Raw genomic sequence first — 18,869 nt, 5'->3', positions numbered from 1 at the left:
CCGCACCTCGGTACACCCGTACACCCGCACCGCGAGAGCGGTGCACCCGAACGTCACACCAGCGAACGAGAAAGAGGAACCTCACATGGCCAACGTGGAGACCGCACTCAAGGAAGCGACCACCACGATCGAGGGCGCGATCGGCGCGGCCCTCGTCGACTACGGCAGCGGCATGGCCCTCGGCACCGTCGGCGGCGGCAAGGACCTGGACCTGGCCGTCGCCGCCGCGGGCAACACCGACGTCGTGCGCGCCAAGGTCCGCACGATGGAGATGCTCGGTCTGAACGACGACATCGAGGACATCCTGATCACCCTCGGAGGGCAGTACCACCTCATCCGGCTGCTCAAGGGCCGGGGCACCACGGGCTTCTTCCTCTACCTGGCCCTCGACCGGGGCCGGGCGAACCTGGCGATGGCCCGCCACCAGCTGAAGAAGATCGAGAGCGAGCTGGAGGTCTGACCCCCGAGCCCTTCCCGGACCTGCTCCGGAGGCCTTCGTCAAGGTGGCGGGCGGCTTAATTCTTTGCCGTCCGCCCCGGCGATCAGGCAGGATATGTCCAAGATGGTGGGATTTTATGAATCTGTTACAGAGTAGGATGCTGTAATCAGCCGATCATCGATAAAGCATAAAACGCTGGAGAATTCGCCACCCATGCCCCCGCGCTTGAGCATCGTCGTCCCCGTCTACAACGTCGAGCTCTACCTCGACGAGTGCCTGGAGTCCCTTGCTGCCCAGACCTTCACCGACTTCGAGGCCATCCTCGTCGACGATGGATCCACGGACACCAGTGCCGTCATAGCGAAGGCGTTCGCCGCGCGGGACAAGCGTTTCCGGGTCGTCATGCAGGAGAACGCAGGCCTCGGGGCCGCCCGCAACGTGGGCGCCCGGCACGCGCACGAGGACAGCGAGTACCTGGCCTTCGTCGACAGTGACGACACCATGCCCACGTACGCCTACGAGCGGCTCATCGCGGCCCTCGACGAGACGGGTTCGGACTTCGCGGGCGGCAACGTCAAGCGCTTCCGCTCCGTCGGCATGCAGCAGTCGTGGGGCCACCGGGCGGCGTTCGCCAAGACCCAGCTGAAGACCCACATCTCCAAGTTCCCGGCGCTGGTCACCGACCGCACCGCGTGGAACAAGGTCTACCGGCGCAGCTTCTGGAACGAGCACGACTTCCAGTACCCGGAGGGCATCCTCTACGAGGACGCCCCCGTCAGCATCCCCGCGCACTACTTCGCGTCCAGCGTCGACATCATCAGCGACTGCGTCTACCACTGGCGCGTCCGCGAGACCGGCGAGCGCTCCATCACCCAGCGCTCCACCGACCCGGTCTCCCTGATCGACCGCGTGACCTCCGTACGCCTGGTCCGCGAGGCCCTCAAGGGCAAGGAGGGCGCCAAGTACGCCCGCTACCTGCGCGACTACGACTACAACGTGCTGAGCGAGGAACTGCCGCTCATCTACAAGTACGTCGGCGAGGGCGGACAGGACTTCCGCGACGCGTTCGTCAAGGAGGTCGGCGGTCTCGTCCGCGAGATCGGCACCGGCCCCTGGTCCGACCTGACCGTGGCCGACCGCCTGAAGGCGTTCCTGGCCCGCGAAGGCCGCGTCGAGGACTTCATCGCCCTCCAGGACCACCAGCGGGACTACCACTACAGCGTCCCGGTCAAGGGCCTCGCCCGCCCGCAGGCGGACTACCCCTTCCTCCAGGGCCGTCCGCCCGTGCCCGCCCGGATCCTCACCCTCGGCCCGCGCGAGCGCCGCGTCGTCAGCCGCCTCGAGCAGGCCGTCTGGGCCGACGGCAAGCTGCTCCTGCGCGGCTACGCCCTGCCCGGACACCTCGGCGCCGAAAGCCGCCTGGGCTCCCGCAAGATGCTGGTGTTCCGCGAGGGCGGCAAGCGCCGCCGCGCCGTCGTCAGCGCCCGTACGGTCGCCTCCCCGATGGCCACCGTCAACTCCCCGCACCTGGCCCTGCGCCACGCGGACTGGGCCGGCTTCACCGCCGTCGTCGACCCCTCGATCTTCCAGTCGGGCGGCACCTGGCGCGACGGCGTCTGGACCACCTCCGTCGCCGTCACCGGCGCCGGCGGCCTGCACCGCGCCCGGCTGCGCGGCGGCGAGCACGACACCGGCCAGAACCCGCCCGCGCACTGGGTCGCCCCCGACGTGCGCATCCTGCCGATCGTCGCCGGATCCCTCACCGTCCAGGTCGAGACCGTCCGCGCCCGTGCGCTGGACGTCCGCCCGGCCGGTGACGACGCCCTGGAGATCACCGGCGAACTCGCCGCCGAAGTGGGCGCCGGCGCCACCCTGCGGGCCGTCCACACCACCACCGCGACCGCCCTGTCCTTCCCGCTGGAGACCTCCGCCGCGGCGGGCGGCCGGGTGCCCTTCACCGCGCGCGTCCCGCTGGCCGGGCTCGCCGCCGTCCCGGACGCCGAGTGCCTGCCCGGCGAGTGGACCCCGCAGCCCTGGACCCTGACGGTGACCGGCGCCGACGGCACCGAGCACCCGCTGGCCCACGACGAGCGCGGCGGCTTCACCGGCCTCGTCGTCCCGCTGTCCGGCGGCGACCCGGGGCGCTCCCTGTTCGCCAAGCGCGGCAACACCGGCCACCTGATCCTCTCCGCGCAGCCCTCGCCGCCGCTGGTCGACGCCGTCACCGCGAAGGACGGCGCCATCACCCTGCGCGGCCGCTTCCTCGCACCGGCCGACGAGCCCTACGAGCTGGTCCTGCACAACGTGCACGGCGTCGAGTTCAGCTACCCGGTCACCCGCGACGGGGACTCCTTCGAGACCACCTTCGTCCCGACCCTCCCCGAGGCGTACGCGGGCCGCACCACGCTGCCCGAGGGCCGCTGGTGGCCCACCCTGCGCCCCGTCGCACAGGGCGGAACCACCGCCGGCCTGCTCGGCGTCGACCGCGGCGCCCCGGTGCAGATGGGTCCCGGCCTGCTGTTCGCCGGTCCCCACCCGCTCACCGTGCAGGGCCGCCGGATGCGCGTCGAGGCCCGCTTCCACGACCGCATGGTGATCGTCTCGGACCCGCTGCTCAGCCCGCACGACCGCTCCAACTTCGCCCAGCGCGTGGCCCGTTACGAGACCTACCCGGCGCAGCGCGCCCTCCCGGTCAAGGACATGGTCGTCTACGACACGTTCCAGGGGAACGGCGCCGGCGACTCGCCGCGCGCCATCCACGAGGAACTCCTGCGCCGCGGCGAGAAGCTGGAGCACATCTGGCTCGTCCGCGACGGCCGCGCCGAGGTCCCCGAGACCGCCCGCGCCGTCCAGTACGACAGCGTCGAGTCCTGGGACGTGCTGGCCCGGGCCCGCTACTACGTGGTGAACTCCAACGTGCCGCGGAACTTCCTGCGCCGCTCCGGCCAGACCGTGGTCCAGACGTGGCACGGCACCCCGATCAAGCAGATCGGCCACGACTACGTCCACGACTACTACACGAGCCCCGAGGTGCTGGAGGGCCTGGAGCACGACAGCGCCCAGTGGACGCTGCTCGCCTCCCCGAGCTCCTACGCCACCCCGGTCCTCAAGCGCGCCCTCGGCTACACCGGCGAGGTCGTCGAGTCCGGCAGCCCGCGCACGGACGCGCTGGTCAAGCCCGACCCCAAGCGGGTCGCCGAGGTGCGCCGCCGGCTCGGCCTCCCCGAGGGCAAGAAGGTCGTCCTCTACATGCCGACCTGGCGGGAGAACCGCGAGGGCTTCTCCGGCGGCTACAAGCTCGACCTGAACATCGACCTCGACGAGGCCCGTCGCGAGCTCGGCGAGGACCACGTCCTGCTGGTCCGCGGCCACCACAACGTGGGCGAGCAGGTCCGCGAGGGCGTCCGTGACGGCTTCGTCGTCGACGTGTCGCGCTGGCCCGACGCCACCGACCTGCTGCTGGTCGCCGACGTGCTGATCTCGGACTACTCGTCCGCGATCTTCGACTTCGCGGTGACCGACCGGCCGATCCTGCTCTTCACGTACGACCTGGAGCACTACCGGGGCACGCTGCGCGGCTTCAACTTCGACCTGGAGGAGAAGGCGCCCGGCCCGCTGCTCGCGGACTCGGCGAGCCTGATCGCGGCCGTCCGCAACGCGGAGTCCGTCGCGGCCGAGTACGCCGGGGCGCGGGCGGCGTTCCGCGCCGAGTTCTGCGACCTCGACGACGGCGACGCCGCGAAGCGGGTCGTCGACCGCATGCTCGGCGTCACCGGGACGCCCGGGAAGTAGCCCGTACGAGCGAATTCCAGGCTGGACACAGACCGGCCCCGGGCCCACCGATGAGATGCGGGCCCGGGGCCGGTCTGTATGTGAGGACGGGTACCCACCGCCCGCGCAACGGCCTGGAGGCAGTCATGACCAGCAAGGGTTTCACCACGTGCCTGTGGTTCGACGGGAACGCGGAGGAGGCGGCCGACTTCTACCTCTCCGTCTTCAAGGACGGGAAGCTCGGGCGGATCGGCCGCTACACCGAGGCGGGCCCCGGGCCGGCGGGCACGGTGATGGTCGTCGAGTTCGAGATCAACGGACAGCAGTTCATCGGCCTCAACGGCGGCCCGCAGTTCCCGTTCACGGAGGCGGTCTCCTTCCAGATCCGCTGCGCCGACCAGGCCGAGGCCGACCACTACTGGGACGTGCTCACCCGGGACGGCGGACAGGAGGGGCCCTGCGGCTGGGTCAAGGACAGGTTCGGGCTCTCCTGGCAGGTCACCCCGGTCGAGGCGATCGAGCTGATCGCCGACCCGGACCCGCAGCGGGCCGCCCGTGCCACCGCCGCCATGATGCAGATGAAGAAGCTCGACGTGGAGCAGATGCGCCGAGCCGCCGACGCCGCCTGAACCCCGCCCCGCACCCCGCGGACGCCCGCACCCCGCGGACGCCCGGCCGCTCGGGGCCGGCCGGGCCGTGGGTGCGGCGGCCGGGTGTCAGGCGAAGCGGGTCAGCAGGGCCGGGAGGGCCGTGCCGATGGGGTCGCGGATCACCTCGTCGGCGAGGGAGTCGTACGGGGTCTCCTCGGCGTTCACGATGATCAGCCGGGCGCCGGCCCCGGCGGCCAGGCCGGCCAGCGAGGCGGCGGGCTGGACCTGGAGGGTGGATCCGACGGCGATGAACACCTGGCACCCCTTGGCCACCGCCATCGCCCGTCCCAGCACGTCCGGGTCGAGCCGCTGGCCGAACATCACGGTCGCCGCCTTCAGGATCCCGCCGCAGGCCCGGCAGTCCGGATCCGGTTCTCCCGCCGCGACCCGGGCCAGCGCCCCGTCCATGTCCGAGCGGGCGGCGCAGCCCGTGCACACCACCGACCGGGCGGTTCCGTGCAGCTCGAACACCTTGCGGTCCGGAACCCCGGCGAGCTGGTGCAGCCCGTCCACGTTCTGGGTGATGACCCGCACCGGGGTCCCGCCGCGCTCCAGCTCGGCCACCGCCAGGTGCGCCGCGTTGGGCCGCGCCCCGAGCGCCCCCATCTCGGCGCGCATCCGCCAGGACCGGCGCCGGACCTCGGGATCGGCCATGTACGGGGCGTAGGTGACGAGCTGTTCGGCCCCGGGGTCCCGCCGCCACAGGCCCTGCGGGCCCCGGTAGTCCGGAATCCCGGAATCGGTGGACATCCCGGCCCCACTGAACACGGCGACGAGCGGCTTTCCCATGGGCCGACCCTACGTACGCGGCCCGTCCGCCCGCGACCGCATTACCGGGCCGGGCGCCGGGTGCCCGGGCGCTCCGGTGAATCCCGCCCCCCACAGGAGTGAGTCCGGGCCGCGCCCCTCCCGGCGGACCCGCCCCGGCGGCTACAAACCGGACATGAGACTCACGCCGTACGGCCCCCGCTCCGCCCTGCTGCTCGTCCTGCTCGCGCTGCCGGCAGCCCTCGCCTGCGGACCCGCCCTCGCCGCCCCGCCGGACCGGGGGGCCGCGCGGCACCACACCGCCACCCAGATCAGCCGGTTCCTCGGCTCCTTCTACGGCGACCACGGCCCCACCGCGTACGACCGCGAGTACCGGGTCTCGCAGGTGCTGAAGGACAAGCAGGCGGCGACCCCGGACGCGGACGTCCTGCTCTGTTCCCAGAACCGGCCGCTGGACGTCGCCGTCGGCCCCGTCACCGTGGCCCAGTCGGCGGGCGTCGGCTGGGCCACCGTCACCACCCACTGGTCTGCCGACGCCACCGACACCTTCACCGCGTACGTGCGCCTGGACTCCCTGCCCATCCGGCTCGACGACGTGATCTGCGCGGGCTGACCCACGGGCCGCGGCCCCGGGAGGCCGTGCGCAGGGCAGCGTACGCGCCCTCGCTGCGCACGTTCCCCGGGGCCTCAGTGGCGGGCGGCCATCACGTGGGCGAGGCGCAGCAGTTCGCGCACGCCCGGATCGTCCCCGTCGGCCCGGGCCAGAGCCGCGCGTTCGGCGTCGTCCAGACCGGTCGGCGGCCTCCGTAACAGCGCACCGGGATGGTGCAGATCGTGTACCCGGGTCACGAACGCGAAGGATCGGCGCCGCGGGGGCGCGTCCACGTCGAGCTGTCCGGAGTAGACGACGTGACGTCCGCCCGGCGCCGCCAGTACCGCACGCAGGCGACGGACGGAGCCGACGATCGCGGGCGGGGCTTCCACCGGGGCGAGATCCCGCCACGGGTCGAAGAAGCGGATCCGGTCCTCGGAGCCGGCATGACCGCAGACCACGTCCCAGGCCGGGACCGCGCACAGCTGCGACAGCATCGGGGTGTCGCAGGACGCCACCGGCCGCATCCCGTCGGCGTCCAGTCTCCACAGCACCAGCCCGCCGTGCCGCCCCGCCGTCACGAGCGCGTCCTCGCCGGCGAAGACCATTTCCCGTACCGGCGCGTGTTCCGCCGGTACCGGGGCTGCGTCCAGTGCGTGGCCGAGTGCGGCGTGGACGGCGATCAGGCGGTGGCCGTCGCACAGCACCAGGCGGTCGCCCCCGGGGGTCACCGCCACCGGGCCGCCGGTGCTCAGCGCCCACGGCCCGAGGTCGACCTGGCGCAACTCCCCGGTCGTCCTCATGACCAGGGCCTGCGGCGCGAGGGGCAGCGAGACCACGCATCCGTACGCCGTGGCCGCCAGGTGCGCCCCGGTGAGCATGCTGCCGCGCGCCAGCACCCGCGTCCCGGCCGACGTGTGCCGGACCAGTTCGGCCCGGGCCGCGTACCCCTCGCTGCGGCGCAGCGCGACCACGTCCCGGGGACCCAGGACGGCGAGCGACTCGTGGCACACGGGGCCGCGGAGGAGCACCGTCCGCGCGCCGGACTCCGGCTCGAGCGTTTCGATCACCTCGCACGACTGCTCGTCCGGGTCGTCCGTCACGTGCGCGGTGGCCAGCACCCGGCCGCCGTGCCCGAACGCGCTGTGCGCCGCGGAGAAGACGCCGAAGTCCTCCGGCAGCGTCCGGGTGGCCGCGCCGGCCGCCCCCTCCACGAGGTCCCGGACGCGGCGCGGGGAGAGGGACCGCAGCCAGCCGAACAGTTCCGCGTCCAGCGGGTGGTCCGGCGCCCCGGCGCGCCGGGGGATCCGGCGCACGAGCTGCACCGCGTCGGCGAGGGGAGCGGAGCGGACGAGCTCCCAGTACGCCGGCCAGTCCCGCCGACGCGCGAGCCCGCGCGCCGTGCCCTCCCGTACCTCGGCCGAAACGTGCGGCACGGGCAGCAGTTCCGGGAGCCACCCGTCCACCGTGATCCGGGCCGCCGGCACCCGCCGGCCCAGGGAGCCGGGGTCGAGCACCCGCCGCGGAACATCAACCTCCGGTTCGGGCGGCAGGCCCGCCGCGCGCAGCGCGCTGTTCTGCCGCGACACCGCTCTGCCCAGGGACGAGAGGTAGGTGGCGGGCGCGCGGTCGGCCAGCCGGCGCAACCGCGTCACCGCCTCCTCGCCGACCTCCACGGCCTCCCGGGGGCGGTGTGCGTCGAGCAGAATTCCGTGCAGGCTCATCAGCGCCGTCGTCCACGCGGAGGTGTACCGGTGCGGATCGGCTTCGGCGAGGCGCCGGTTGAGTTCGGCCACTTCCTGCGCCGGCGCGACGGCTTCGGCGTGCCTGCCGCGGGCGGACAGGTGCTCGCGCAGCCGCTCCAGCGACGCGACGAGCGGCGTGTCCTCGACGCGTGCTCCCTCCCGTACCAACTCCCGTCCCAGCGCGACCGCTTCGCGCAGGGCGACGTCCTCCGCAGGAGGACGGAACGTGAGGGCGGCCCCGTTGGACAGCGCGATCGCCAACCCTCGCCGCTGCTCCGGATCGTGGACGGCGGCCCTGCGGTACGCGCTTGCCGCCTCCTGGTTGGCCCGGTACGCCTCCTCCCACCGGCCGGCCGACTCCAGATGCACGCTGACATTGGCCAGCGCGGTCGCCCGGTACGGTTCGTAGCGGCGCGGATCGTCCTGGGCGAGACGGGTGAAGAGGTCCACCACGTCCTGCTGCGCCGCCACCGCTTCGTCGACCTCGCCGGTGCGGTGCAGCAGACCGGCGACGTTGGTCAGGGTGCGGCCGACGTGCTCCTCGTACGTCTGCGGATCATCGGCGGCCAGTTCCCGGAAGAGCTCGGCGCCGCGCCGCGCCGCCCGCAGCGCCTCGTTCGTGCGCCCCAGTTCGGCCAGGTCGTTGCCGTGCCCGGCGTACAGCCGGGCACACGTGCGCCGGTCCGGCGCCGCCGCGATCCGGGATGCGAACAGCCGGACGCTGACGGCGGCCCGTCCCACCACGAGGTTCGCGGGAACCGGGTGCGGCACGGCGTCCACCACGTCCTCCAGGAGCGCCGCCGTGATGTCGGGCAGCTCGGCCAGCGCGGAGAGGGCGGCGCCCCCGGCGGCCACGCCGAGGCCGGGATCGGCGGCCAGCAGCGGATGCAGGCAGGCGGGCCCGAGGTGCGGCCAGCGGCCCGCCGCCGCGATCAGCGTCGACACCCCCCGGGCGGGACCGCAGCCGTGCCGCAGCACGAGGCCCGCGGTGTCCGCCGCCCACACCTGCGCCGGGTAGTCGGCCGCGTGGCCCGGCACCGTCAGCGCGACGAAGTCCTCCGCCAACCGGTCCGGACAGAGCGGTTCCAGGACCGTGCCGTGCACGCCCTCGGGCGGCGGATAACAGGTGCCGTGGTCCGCCAGCACGGTGGGCGTCGGCGGACCGGCCTCCAGCGCGTCCACGAGCAATGCTCCCTGCTCTCGCGGCTGGGCGCCGCTGAGGGAGGCGGCGAAGACCACCCGGTTCATGACCGCGGGGGAGAGAGTGATCCGTCCCGCGCCCCGCCGGTCGTGCAGCAGCGCCCAGCCCAGGTGCTCGCGGTCGAGGAGGTAGAGGGTGAGCCCCGCCAGGTCGGCCGGGGTGCGCCGGCCCGAGGCCGCGGCGTCGACGGCGACCAGGGCGGCCATGTGCACGGCGAGCACCAGCCCGAAGTCGTCGTCGGCGAGTTCGGGCTCGCCCGCCGCCACCGCGATCCCGTACCGCTCGGCGAAGGCGGCGCGCGCTGCACGGAACATCGCGCCCCGCTCGCCCTGCCCGGCCGCCGGGCCGCTCGGCTCGTCCAGCGGCCCGAGGGCCTGTGTCGACACGTCGATCTGCTCACCGGCGAGCGCCCCGCGCAGGGCCGGCCACGGATCGGTGCCGCGCGCCAGCAGCAGGACGCGGGCGCGCACGTCCGGCCGGTGCAGCAGGGCGTTGCTGAACAGCCAGGTGAGGCTGGTCAGCGGCCAGCGGTCCGCGTAGTCGACCAGGAGCAGAAGCCCGGCCGCACCGTCCGGCGTCAGGTCCTGGCTGCCGGGCGGAGGCAGCACCGTCCCGGGCCCCTCGACCGCGGTGACCACCTTCCAGCCCTGCCCGGACAACTCGGCGGCCAGCTGCTGGGCCAGCCGGGTCTTGCCCTGCCCGCCCGGCGCGTGCAGCCACCGCGCCGCCCGCTGCGGAGCGCCGTCGCACCAGGCGTGCAGCGACCCCAGTTCGTCCTCCCGCCCGGTGAACGGCGCCACGGCGAACCGCGCGTGGAGCATCCGGCTGGGCTGCCGGCGCAGCCACTGCGGATCCGCCTCGGGGGCCGGCGTCCACCGCCTCAGCACGTACAGCGGAGAGCCGTCGCCGAACACGTGGATGTCCGCGCCGACGACACCGTAGGCGAACCCGCCCGTCGCGCTGACGTACTGCTCGCTCACGTCGCGCGGTCACCGCGGCCGGCGCCGGGCTCCTGATGAACGATCACGTTCCCGCCCTGCGCGCCGAACGCCTGTCCGTGGTCGCGTGCCTCGACGTGCTGCACCCAGTGACCCTGCCGGGCGGGCAGTTCGTCCTGCAGCCGCCGGGTCAGCTCCCGCACGTCGTCGGCCACCTCCGGGTGCGCGCGAAGGAACTGCTCAAGCCGCAACTGCCACGCCGGTGCCAACTGCCGGCGTGCCGCCTCCGGATCCCGCGCCTCTGACACCAGCGCGGCCTCGCTCTCCAACAGCGTTGCCAGCGAACCCTGTTCGAATCCGTCCTCGTTCCGCCCGAACAGTCGCAGCAACCCGGAGCGCGCGGCGCCCCAGGCGTCCGTCGCCATCGCGGCGACGAGCGTCGTCGAAGCGGCCGTCGCGACCGCCGCCAGGGATTCGATCATGAGTGTCCTCCCGTTGCCGTGCCCGCTCCATCGTGCCACCGCCGTGCGCCCCGCGCCCGCGCCCTCCCGGGTCAACCTGCCGCGGTTATAAGGTGGTCGGTCACACCCGGAACAACGACACGGCGACGACGCCGTGGGCGAGGGGACGGCATGTGGCGTCGCAAAGGACCGAACCGCACCAGCCTGCGCCGGCAGCTCCGCACGGCGCGCGCTCTGTTCGACACAGGCGACTTCGCCGCGGCGGAGGCGCTGCTGCGCCGCCTGCTGCCCGACTGCGAGGAGGAGCTGGGAGCGGATGACGGGGAGACCGTCGGCCTGCTCAACCTGCTCGGCTCCACCCTCTACCAGCAGCGCAAGGCGGCCGCGTCCGCGCAGTTCGCCCGCGAGGCCACCGACCGTGCGGCCCGCGCCTGGGGCCCCGACGACCCCGCGACCCTCGACTGCGCCCACAACCTCGGCGCGGCCCTGGCCATCCAGGGCGACGTCTCCGCGTCCGTCGCGGTCCTCGACGACACCTGGCAGCGCCGCGCCCGCCGCCTCGGAGCCGGCCACGAATCCACCCTCACCACCGCCAACACCCTCGGCGCGACCCTCTTCGCCGCAGGCCTCCACCGCGACGGACTGACCGTCCTGCGCCGCGCCCACGCCCAGAGCACGGACCTGCCGGCCGGGCATCCGGTGCGGGAGGACATCGCCGAGAACCTGCGGATCGCGGAACGGAACGCGGGCGGCTGACCGGCGGCGCCCCGACGTGACGGGCTCATTTCCAGACGGCGAACGCCTCGTCGTCGCTGCGCCGCAGCAGGCCGCCCTTGACCCACTCGACCTTCTCGGGCGCCGCGCCGGAGCCCGATGCGGAGAGGTAGACGGAGCAGGCCTCGTAGCTCTCGCCGGCCGGGGCCTGCTTGAACGTGCCGGAGTCGTGCCGGTCGAGGCACTTGTCGAACTTGGGGGCGTCCTTGTAGCTGAGCTTGCCGTCCGCGCCCACGACGGGTTGCGGGAAGGAACTCATGATGTTCAACCGGGTCAGCAGGTCGCCGTCCGCCGTGACGTCGAAGGAGGGGCCGCTCACGTCCCCGGCGTCGGTTTTGGTCACGCGGTAGTGGACGTAGTACGGCGTACGGCCCTGATACTGGGCGGCATCCTTGAGCACGGACAGGTCGTCGGCGGTGCCGGCGACCACGCGCTCCACACTGACCTCCAGATTGTCCTTCTTCGCCTTGGCGCCGTAGGAGAGCTCCTTGGTGTCGGAGCATCCGGTGAGGACGAGTGCGGCGGCGGTGGCGGTGAGGACGGCGCATGCGGTGCGGGTGTTCAAGGTTCCCCCTGTGTCGCTGATCGAAATGATTGCGGGGCGGTCGGCGGTCAGGACCTGCCGACACGGCCCCGGGTGAGCGTCAGGTCGATGGCGGCGAACGCCCCCAGCCCCAGGAGCGCGGCGAGGTGCAGCAGCCACCAACCGCTTTCGAAGCTGCTGACGCGTCCCGCCGAGACCACGTCGTTCCCGAGCAGCACCAGTGGAAAGGCGACGGTGCACAGAAGACCCACGACCCTGAGGGCGCGAAACCGTGCGTGCGGCCGGACGGCGCGGCAGGCGAGGGTGAGCATGCCGAGGAACGAGAGCAACCAAGGCCAGGTCAGCAGCCCGCTCCACGGGTCCTCGGCCGGAAGGAGGTCCAGCCCCAGGACGTCCTCCGTCAGCAGGAAGACACCACCCTGTGAGCTCCCGCCCTCGTACGCGAAGAGCATGGCCGGCAACGGCATCGCGCCGGCGAGCACCGCCCACACCGCGACACATGTCAGCACCGCTCCCGTGACGAGGCTCCAGCGCGGCCCGTGGGCGTCCGGCAGGGCGGGCCGGAGGGCGCCGACGTCCGGGTCCGGCTGCCGCACGGGTGCGTACGGACGATCGGGGTCCGCGTACGGAGGAACGGGGTCCGCGTATGGACGAACGGGGTCCGTGTACGGAGGAACGGAGTCCGCGTATGGACGAACGGAGTCCGCGTACGGATCCCCGTCCGAGGGCGAGTGGCCCGCCGAGGTCCCCACCTCGAGGATCCGCACGTGTGCGGGCGCGTACCGCCGGGTCTTGGCGGTCAGCTTGCCCAGGTCGAACTTCCCTCGCTCGACGGCCACATGGAGCGGTGCGGGCATCGACACATCGGGTGGTAGCACCTCGGCCCCGGCAGGTACGGCCACACCCTCGCGCAGCCGCGTACCGATCAGTACCTGCGGCCCGAGCGCGGCCGACTCGGCTACGACGAAGGCGGTGACATCGGTCCACGGCAACCGGACGTTCCCGATGCGCACGCCGGAGGAGTCGAACTGGAAGAGGACGCGCCGCGCGTCGAACCACAGGAACACGTAGGGCGCCAGCAGCACGATGACCGTGCCGCCCTTCATGTCCAAGGCCCAGCCGAGAACCAGCGCGACACCCACGAGGGCGCCGATGAGACCCCAGAGCTTCGCGAGATCGGACGGGGAGAACGGCCCGGTGACCCGGTAGCGGTCCCAGCGAGTGCGGCGGCGCGCAGTCCCTGTCGGCGGTACGGGAGCGGGTCGCGGACGGTTCATGCTGCTGTCCCCCGGTGTGCACGAAGCGAACACGGAACGCGGCACCTTCCAGGCGCGCACCTGCCGCCGCGAACCAGGGTCGGCTCGCCGAACGTTTGTACCGCACACCGGTGTTGGACCGCCCCCGGCGTGGGCAGCCAGAGACGAGGATCACAGAACAGGGGCCGAACCAGAGGGCCGTCCGTCCCGCTGTTCCATCCCCGGCGTCCCTGTCCCCTGTCGGCCGGATGGGCACGGCAGTGGAGCGCTGTACCCCGAAGACCGACGGTGGTCGGCTGTTTTCGGCGGCCGTTAGGGTGATCGACATGATGGGGGCAGCGGGCGACCTGGTGGGTGGGCGGTATCTCCTGGTGGAGATGGTCGGGCGCGGAGGGATGGGGCGCGTATGGCGCGGCCACGACTCGATGCTCGACCGCGAGGTGGCGGTCAAGGAAGTGCTGCTGCCGCCCGAAACGCCGCCGCACGTCCGGTCGGAGCTGATCGCGCGCACCGAGCGGGAGGCACGGGCGGCAGCCCGGCTGCGGCATCCGGGCATCGTGACGGTGCACGACGTGGTGCACCACCAGGGGGTTCCGTGGATCGTGATGGAGTTCATCACCGGGCCCTCGCTGGCCGGCCTCGTCAGGGCCGAAGGAAGCCTCGGCTGGGAGCGGGTCGCCGCCCTCGGGGAGACGATCGCCGACGCCTTGGCCCACGCGCACGCCGCCGGGGTGGTCCACCGCGATCTGAAGCCCGACAACGTGCTGCTCGCCGGTGAGAGCCCCGTCATCACCGATTTCGGCATCGCCCGGATCCTGGACGCCACCCAGCATCTGACAGGGACGAACGCCGTCATCGGCACGCCGCAGTACATGCCGCCGGAGCAGTTGGAAGGCCGGCGCGTGGGGGCGTCGGCGGACATGTGGGCGCTCGGTGCGACCTTGTACACCGCGGTCGAGGGACGCCCTCCGTTCGAGGGGGCGACCCTGACGGCGGTCATCACGGCCGTGTTGACCCGGCCCGCGCCGCCGGCGGTGCGCGCGGGTGCCTTGGCGGACCTGCTCGGTGAGCTGCTGTCCAAGGACCCGGAACGGCGCCCTGACGCCGTGCGCACGCGGGCGCGGCTGGGCGCCGCCCGGTCGGCGGCGCCGGGCGCGGTGGCCGCGCGGCACGTCCCCACCGTGAGGGTGCGGGCCCCGGCGGTTCCCGCGGACGTGGCCGCTCTCGCGAGCGCGCCCACCGCGGCGGCGCCGGCCGCCCCCGCCCCCGCGCCGTCCGGGCCGTGTCGCCGTCATGTCCTGCTGGGCGCGGTGGCCGCCGTGGCCGTGGCCGCGGCATCGGGGACGGTCATCGCCGTGCGCGAGTTCGCCGACCACGACGCTCCGTCCGCCAAGAACCGGGCCGGCGCCCTGTGGAGCGCACTCACCGTGGCCGACAGCACCGTGATGTCGCTCGCCTACAGCCCCGACGGACGGCTCCTGGCCGTGGGCTGTCAGGACGGCACCGTCCGGCTCTGCGACACCACCACCCGAACGCTTGCCGCCACCCTCGCCACGAAGACCGAGGAGGTGCGGCACCTCCTGTTCAGCCCCGACGGCAGGACCCTCGCCACCGGGACGGCGCTCGGTACGTCCAAGGCCGAACTCTGGGACGTGGCGACCCGCACCAGCCGCTCCACCCTCGACCGCCACGGCCCCGTCGGCACCGTGCTCGCGTTCAGCCCGGACGGCAGAACCCTCGCCGTATCCGGTGACGACGACCTCCTGATGTGGGACACGGCCGCCGGTACGCTCACCGCCACGCAGACCGGTGACCGGGGCTGGCTGAACGTCCTGGCCCACAGCCCCGACGGGAAGACCCTCGCCATCGGCGGAGAACGAGGCCGGGGGCATGCGCTGCGGCTGTGGACCCCCGGCTCCGGCAAGGATCCGGCCGTGATCGAAACCCTCGACGGAGCAGTGGAGTCGGTGGCGTTCACACCCGACGGACGGGGCGTCATCACCGCCAGCAAGGGGAAGAACGGGCTGCGCCTGACGGACCTGGCCGACCCGGCCGGCATCTCGACCACCGTCCTGGACCAGGAGGCCGTCCAGCGGGCGGCCATCAGCCCGGACGGCAGCACCATCGCCGCCGTCCTGTTCTCCGACCGCACCCTCACACTCGCGTTGTGGTCCCTCGCAACACGCACCCGTACCACCACCACAGACCTCAGCAGCACCTTCGTGGGCGGAATCCCGGTGCAGCCGGTCTTCAGCCCCGATGGACGGACGCTGGCCACCGCCAGTGAGGACAACACCGTCCGGCTCTGGCCGCTCCCCATGCGGGATCCGTGGGCTCCGTCGCAACCGCCGGCCTCCCGGCGGCCTTGAGCGTCGGGAGTCTCGCCGCCGCCATCAGGGTCGCAGAGCCGGCGTGTGCCCGGCAGGGGCAGGGGCGGTACGCGTCAACACGGCGACCCCCCTCTCATCCCGCTGGTCGCACGGAGATGCGCGGCCGGCCAGGCCCGGCCGTGTCCGTCCGGCACCCGGTGGGATCGGGGGTCCACCGCCGCAGGGCGTGCGCCGGTGGTGGCGGGCAGGCGCACGCCCCTCGTCCGTCGCCCCCTCGGGTGCGCGCAGCGGATCGGCGCCGATGCCACGATGCCTGGCAGAAACCGGGCATCGCGGCGAAGTTGCCGCAAAGCGACGAGAGGGAAGACCGTGACGCCTCATCAGGTGGTCGATGAAGCAGCTCAGCCCATTCCGGAGCAGTCCGGTCCGCCCGCGGACACGCTGGACGCCGGGCCCGGCCGGGCCCCTTCCGCGGCGGGGCGGCCCGAGGCGGAGCTCCTGATCGCCGCCTCCCTGCTGCTGGCGGACGCGGCCCTCACCGCGAAGCGGGCCGGAGCGGATCTGACGGGCGCGCTGAGCAGCTGGCGGTTCGGCCTGGCCTGCCTGCGCCGCCCCGCGTGGGCGGTCGGTACGGCGGTGTCGTGCGCCAAGGCGCTGACCAGCCCTTCGGGGCTCGGGTTCGGTCCGAACGGCGGAGTCGTCGGCGAGCTGGCCCGGATGGCGGGGAGCGTGACCCACCGCCGCCCGGCCGCGGTGGCCATGGCCGTGGGCGCCTTCGCGCTGAGGATCGAGGCGGCGGTGGTCGAGCACCCGAACCTCGACTCCGCCCTGGCGAGGCGGCTCACCGACGCCATGGTGAGGGGGAGCCGGTGGGAGGCACTGCGGGCCCTGCACGCGCTCGTCGAGCGGCTGGGCGTGACGCGCGCCCTGACGACCGTCAGCCCCGTCATCATGGAGCTCCTGGGGTTGCTGGGACTGCTCGACGAGAACCCGGTCAACGACGACTTCTCGTGGGTGACCCTCGCCGGCGGCGTCCCGACCACGGATCCCTTCTTCGGACTGCCCAGTTCGGTGCTCGGGTTCCTCAACCCCGGTCCCGGACGCGCGGAGCGGATCGAGCCCGACTCCATCCTGGCGAAGGCCCTGCGCACGTCCCGCAACGACATCGTCAGCTACATCAACGACATCGGCACGCTCGGCAATCACGGTCTGGTGCTGCTGCGGCGCGTCGCATGTACCGACGGCCACGTCAGATACGTGCTCCTGCTGCCCGGTACCAGCTTCGGGCTGCCGAGCAACAGCACCCCCCAGGACCTGATCGGCGCCTTCGACGGGTGCCTGCGCTCCGACACGACCTACACGCGCGCCGCGCGGAAGCTGCTGCGCCGGGCGGGAGTGCCGGCCGGGTCCGAGGTGATGTTCGTCGGACACAGCCTGGGCGGGCTGACGGCCATGAACCTGGCGATGGACGTGGAACTGGCGTCGGCCTACCGGATCACGCACGTGGTCACGCTGGGCTCTCCCATCGACAACAAGCGCCCGGCCGACCACACCACGCAGGTGATCAGCCTGGTCAACAAGCACGACGTGATCCCCATGCTCGACGGACGGGGCCCCGCCTCCCCCCACGACGTCCCTGCCGACTGGGTCGAACTGACCTGGCTGGACGAGTCGTACGACTACCCGCTGTCGCACGCCCCCCAGGCGTACTCCGACACCCTGCGCGGGGAGATGGCGCACCACCGGGACCGGGTGAACGGACTGATCACGGCCTACGACGGCGAAGTCGTGGGGAACCAGCCGTACATGCTCCGCGACAAGTGACCGCGTGACCACGAGGGAGACCGACCGATGACCACCCCGTACGACGTCCCGGCCACTGCCGCCCCGCGACCCGGGACGGCCCGACCCCTGGAAAACGTCCTGTTCAGCGCCGCTCTGGTGGCCCGCGGTCTGCCGTGGGCCGACCTGCCCGCGCGGACGCTGGGTCTGGACGCGCTCACCGGCGCCGGGCTCGCACGCCGGCTGATGACGCATTTGCAGGGCCGCCGGGACGGGAAGTGGGTGCGGCTCCGTACGCCCTTCGGCACCTTCGTCGTGCCGCTGACCCGCGCGGACGCGGAGAGCCTGCTGGCCCGTGCCGACGGATCCGGTGCGCTGGGAACCGCGTCCGGTCTCGCCACCGACGGGCGCCGCTGCGGCCTCTCGCCGCACGTGGCTCCGGCCGGGGCGTGGGATGCGCTGACGCAGGAGGAACTCGCCGGGCTGACCGTCCGGGTTGCCGGGCACCTGCACGCGGTGCTCCGTGCCCGGAGCGAGGACGGCGCCCTGGACGAGGACGCCTGGCGCACCGGCATGCTGCGGCTGAGCCGGCACGTCGTCCTGGGGGCCGGCGCGGCCGCGGACACCCTGCTGAGCGAGATGGTCAGGGCCGCGACGAGCGCCGTGGGCAGCCGTGCGTACGAGGAGCGGGCGGCGGCCCTGCGGCGGCGGCTCGCCCCGTACCTCGCCGACCCCGAGCCGGGCTCCCTGGCCGGCCGGCTGGCGGCCCGGTCCCAGGACGCGCAGGAAACGGACCTGGCCGTCGCGCACGCACTGTCCCTGGTGTCGACGGCCACCAGCGTCTGCGCTCTCCAGGCGCTGGCCCTGCTCGCCGCGGGCGCGGCCACGGGCGACGTGACCCCGCCGGAGTCCGCGGTGGACCTGGCCCTGGAGACCTATCCTCCGCTGCCCGCCACGGTGTACCCGGTCCGTGCGCCGCTGGACGCGGACGCACCGGCGATCGTCCCGGGGGACGAAATCCTCTACGACCGTGCGCTGTTGGGGCCGCCGGCATCGGGGGAGTCCGCCGATCCGGCGTGGGCCCTGTGCGGCAGCCCGTCCGGCTGCGCCACCGCGCGCTTCGCCGTGCTCGTGGGCCGGGAAGTCGTCCGCGGCGCCACCGCGGGGGCGCGGCCCGTCCTCCTCGCACCGCGGTTCGGCCCGGACGGCCTGCCGGGCAGCCTCGGTCCGGGGTCCGTTGCCGTCGCCCTCGTCGGGGCCGACGGTCCCACCGTGACGGCGGAAGCGTACGGAGGCGGGCTCCCGGCGTACGGGGCGCGGGGACGCGTCGGAGCGGACCGGCTGGACCGCCACGCGGAGCGGCTCTCCGCCTGCGCCGCCGACACCGGCTGGAACGGGAGCGAAACCGGCGAACGGTTCCGGACGGCCCTCCTCGCGCACGCCGACCGGTGCGCGAACGCGGCCGCCGACGTACGGCGGGCCGCGAGGTGGTTCTCGGGCTGACCTCACCCGGGTGGGCGGGTCCGTCCGCCCTCGAACGGACGACTTCCGCCGCGCCGACCCGATCACCCCGTGATCGGCAGCGCTCACGGACGTTGAACCGGCACAACCCGTCCCG

The 18,869-nt window shown here is 73.3% G+C and carries 13 protein-coding genes; 8 read left to right on the top strand and 5 right to left on the bottom strand.

Features of this window, described 5'->3' with window-relative positions; translation table 11 throughout:
• The first annotated feature begins 85 nt into the window (after window positions 1–85).
• The 3 genes from ACZ6S8_RS26585 (at window position 86) to ACZ6S8_RS26575 (ending at window position 4,839) form a co-directional block, all read left to right on the top strand.
• Window positions 86–460: a hypothetical protein gene (locus ACZ6S8_RS26585; protein WP_469459827.1), complete on the top strand. Its 375-nt coding sequence runs from the start codon at window positions 86–88 to the stop codon at window positions 458–460.
• A 204-nt stretch (window positions 461–664) separates the two neighbouring features.
• The gene (locus ACZ6S8_RS26580; protein WP_469459825.1) at window positions 665–4,231 is read left to right on the top strand and encodes a bifunctional glycosyltransferase/CDP-glycerol:glycerophosphate glycerophosphotransferase; all 3,567 of its coding nucleotides are present in this window, start codon (window positions 665–667) and stop codon (window positions 4,229–4,231) included.
• A gap of 125 nt (window positions 4,232–4,356) precedes the next feature.
• The gene (locus ACZ6S8_RS26575) at window positions 4,357–4,839 is read left to right on the top strand and encodes a VOC family protein (protein ID WP_469459823.1); all 483 of its coding nucleotides are present in this window, start codon (window positions 4,357–4,359) and stop codon (window positions 4,837–4,839) included.
• Window positions 4,840–4,926: 87 nt separating this feature from the next.
• Here ACZ6S8_RS26575 and ACZ6S8_RS26570 read toward each other — a convergent pair whose 3' ends face one another.
• Window positions 4,927–5,649 carry an SIR2 family NAD-dependent protein deacylase gene (locus ACZ6S8_RS26570; RefSeq protein WP_469459821.1) on the bottom strand — a complete coding sequence of 241 codons (723 nt, stop codon included), beginning with the start codon at window positions 5,647–5,649 and terminating at the stop codon, window positions 4,927–4,929.
• A 154-nt stretch (window positions 5,650–5,803) separates the two neighbouring features.
• Here ACZ6S8_RS26570 and ACZ6S8_RS26565 point away from each other — a divergent pair, with 154 nt between their 5' ends.
• Window positions 5,804–6,241 (top strand): hypothetical protein, encoded by a 438-nt coding sequence (locus ACZ6S8_RS26565; protein WP_469459819.1) that lies wholly within the window; start codon window positions 5,804–5,806, stop codon window positions 6,239–6,241.
• A 74-nt stretch (window positions 6,242–6,315) separates the two neighbouring features.
• On the opposite strand, the gene ACZ6S8_RS26560 is transcribed toward ACZ6S8_RS26565, so the two are convergent.
• The gene (locus ACZ6S8_RS26560; protein WP_469459817.1) at window positions 6,316–10,146 is read right to left on the bottom strand and encodes a hypothetical protein; all 3,831 of its coding nucleotides are present in this window, start codon (window positions 10,144–10,146) and stop codon (window positions 6,316–6,318) included.
• On the bottom strand, window positions 10,143–10,586 hold the full coding sequence (locus ACZ6S8_RS26555; protein ID WP_469459816.1) for a hypothetical protein: 444 nt from the start codon (window positions 10,584–10,586) through the stop codon (window positions 10,143–10,145). The genes ACZ6S8_RS26560 and ACZ6S8_RS26555 overlap by 4 nt, the downstream gene beginning before the upstream one ends.
• A gap of 150 nt (window positions 10,587–10,736) precedes the next feature.
• Between ACZ6S8_RS26555 and ACZ6S8_RS26550 the strand changes: the two genes are divergently transcribed.
• Complete coding sequence (locus tag ACZ6S8_RS26550; RefSeq protein ID WP_469459814.1) at window positions 10,737–11,321, top strand: tetratricopeptide repeat protein; 585 nt, start codon at window positions 10,737–10,739, stop codon at window positions 11,319–11,321.
• A 25-nt stretch (window positions 11,322–11,346) separates the two neighbouring features.
• Here ACZ6S8_RS26550 and ACZ6S8_RS26545 read toward each other — a convergent pair whose 3' ends face one another.
• Window positions 11,347–11,904, bottom strand: a complete 558-nt coding sequence (locus ACZ6S8_RS26545; RefSeq protein ID WP_469459813.1) for a hypothetical protein — start codon at window positions 11,902–11,904, stop codon at window positions 11,347–11,349.
• Between the two features lie 47 nt (window positions 11,905–11,951).
• Window positions 11,952–13,160: a hypothetical protein gene (locus ACZ6S8_RS26540; RefSeq protein ID WP_469459811.1), complete on the bottom strand. Its 1,209-nt coding sequence runs from the start codon at window positions 13,158–13,160 to the stop codon at window positions 11,952–11,954.
• Between the two features lie 305 nt (window positions 13,161–13,465).
• Between ACZ6S8_RS26540 and ACZ6S8_RS26535 the strand changes: the two genes are divergently transcribed.
• From ACZ6S8_RS26535 to ACZ6S8_RS26525, 3 genes are all read left to right on the top strand, one after another.
• Window positions 13,466–15,508, top strand: a complete 2,043-nt coding sequence (locus tag ACZ6S8_RS26535) for a WD40 repeat domain-containing serine/threonine protein kinase (RefSeq protein WP_469459809.1) — start codon at window positions 13,466–13,468, stop codon at window positions 15,506–15,508.
• Window positions 15,509–15,838: 330 nt separating this feature from the next.
• A complete protein-coding gene (locus ACZ6S8_RS26530; protein ID WP_469459807.1) occupies window positions 15,839–17,293 on the top strand; it encodes a lipase family protein in 1,455 nt (484 codons plus the stop codon).
• A gap of 27 nt (window positions 17,294–17,320) precedes the next feature.
• A complete protein-coding gene (locus ACZ6S8_RS26525) occupies window positions 17,321–18,754 on the top strand; it encodes a hypothetical protein (protein ID WP_469459805.1) in 1,434 nt (477 codons plus the stop codon).
• Window positions 18,755–18,869: the final 115 nt, after the last annotated feature.

Source organism: Streptomyces sp. NPDC048461, assembly GCF_055587105.1.
The sequence above is the reverse complement of the archived record's forward strand: the minus strand, read 5'-3'. Positions and strand labels throughout refer to the sequence as shown.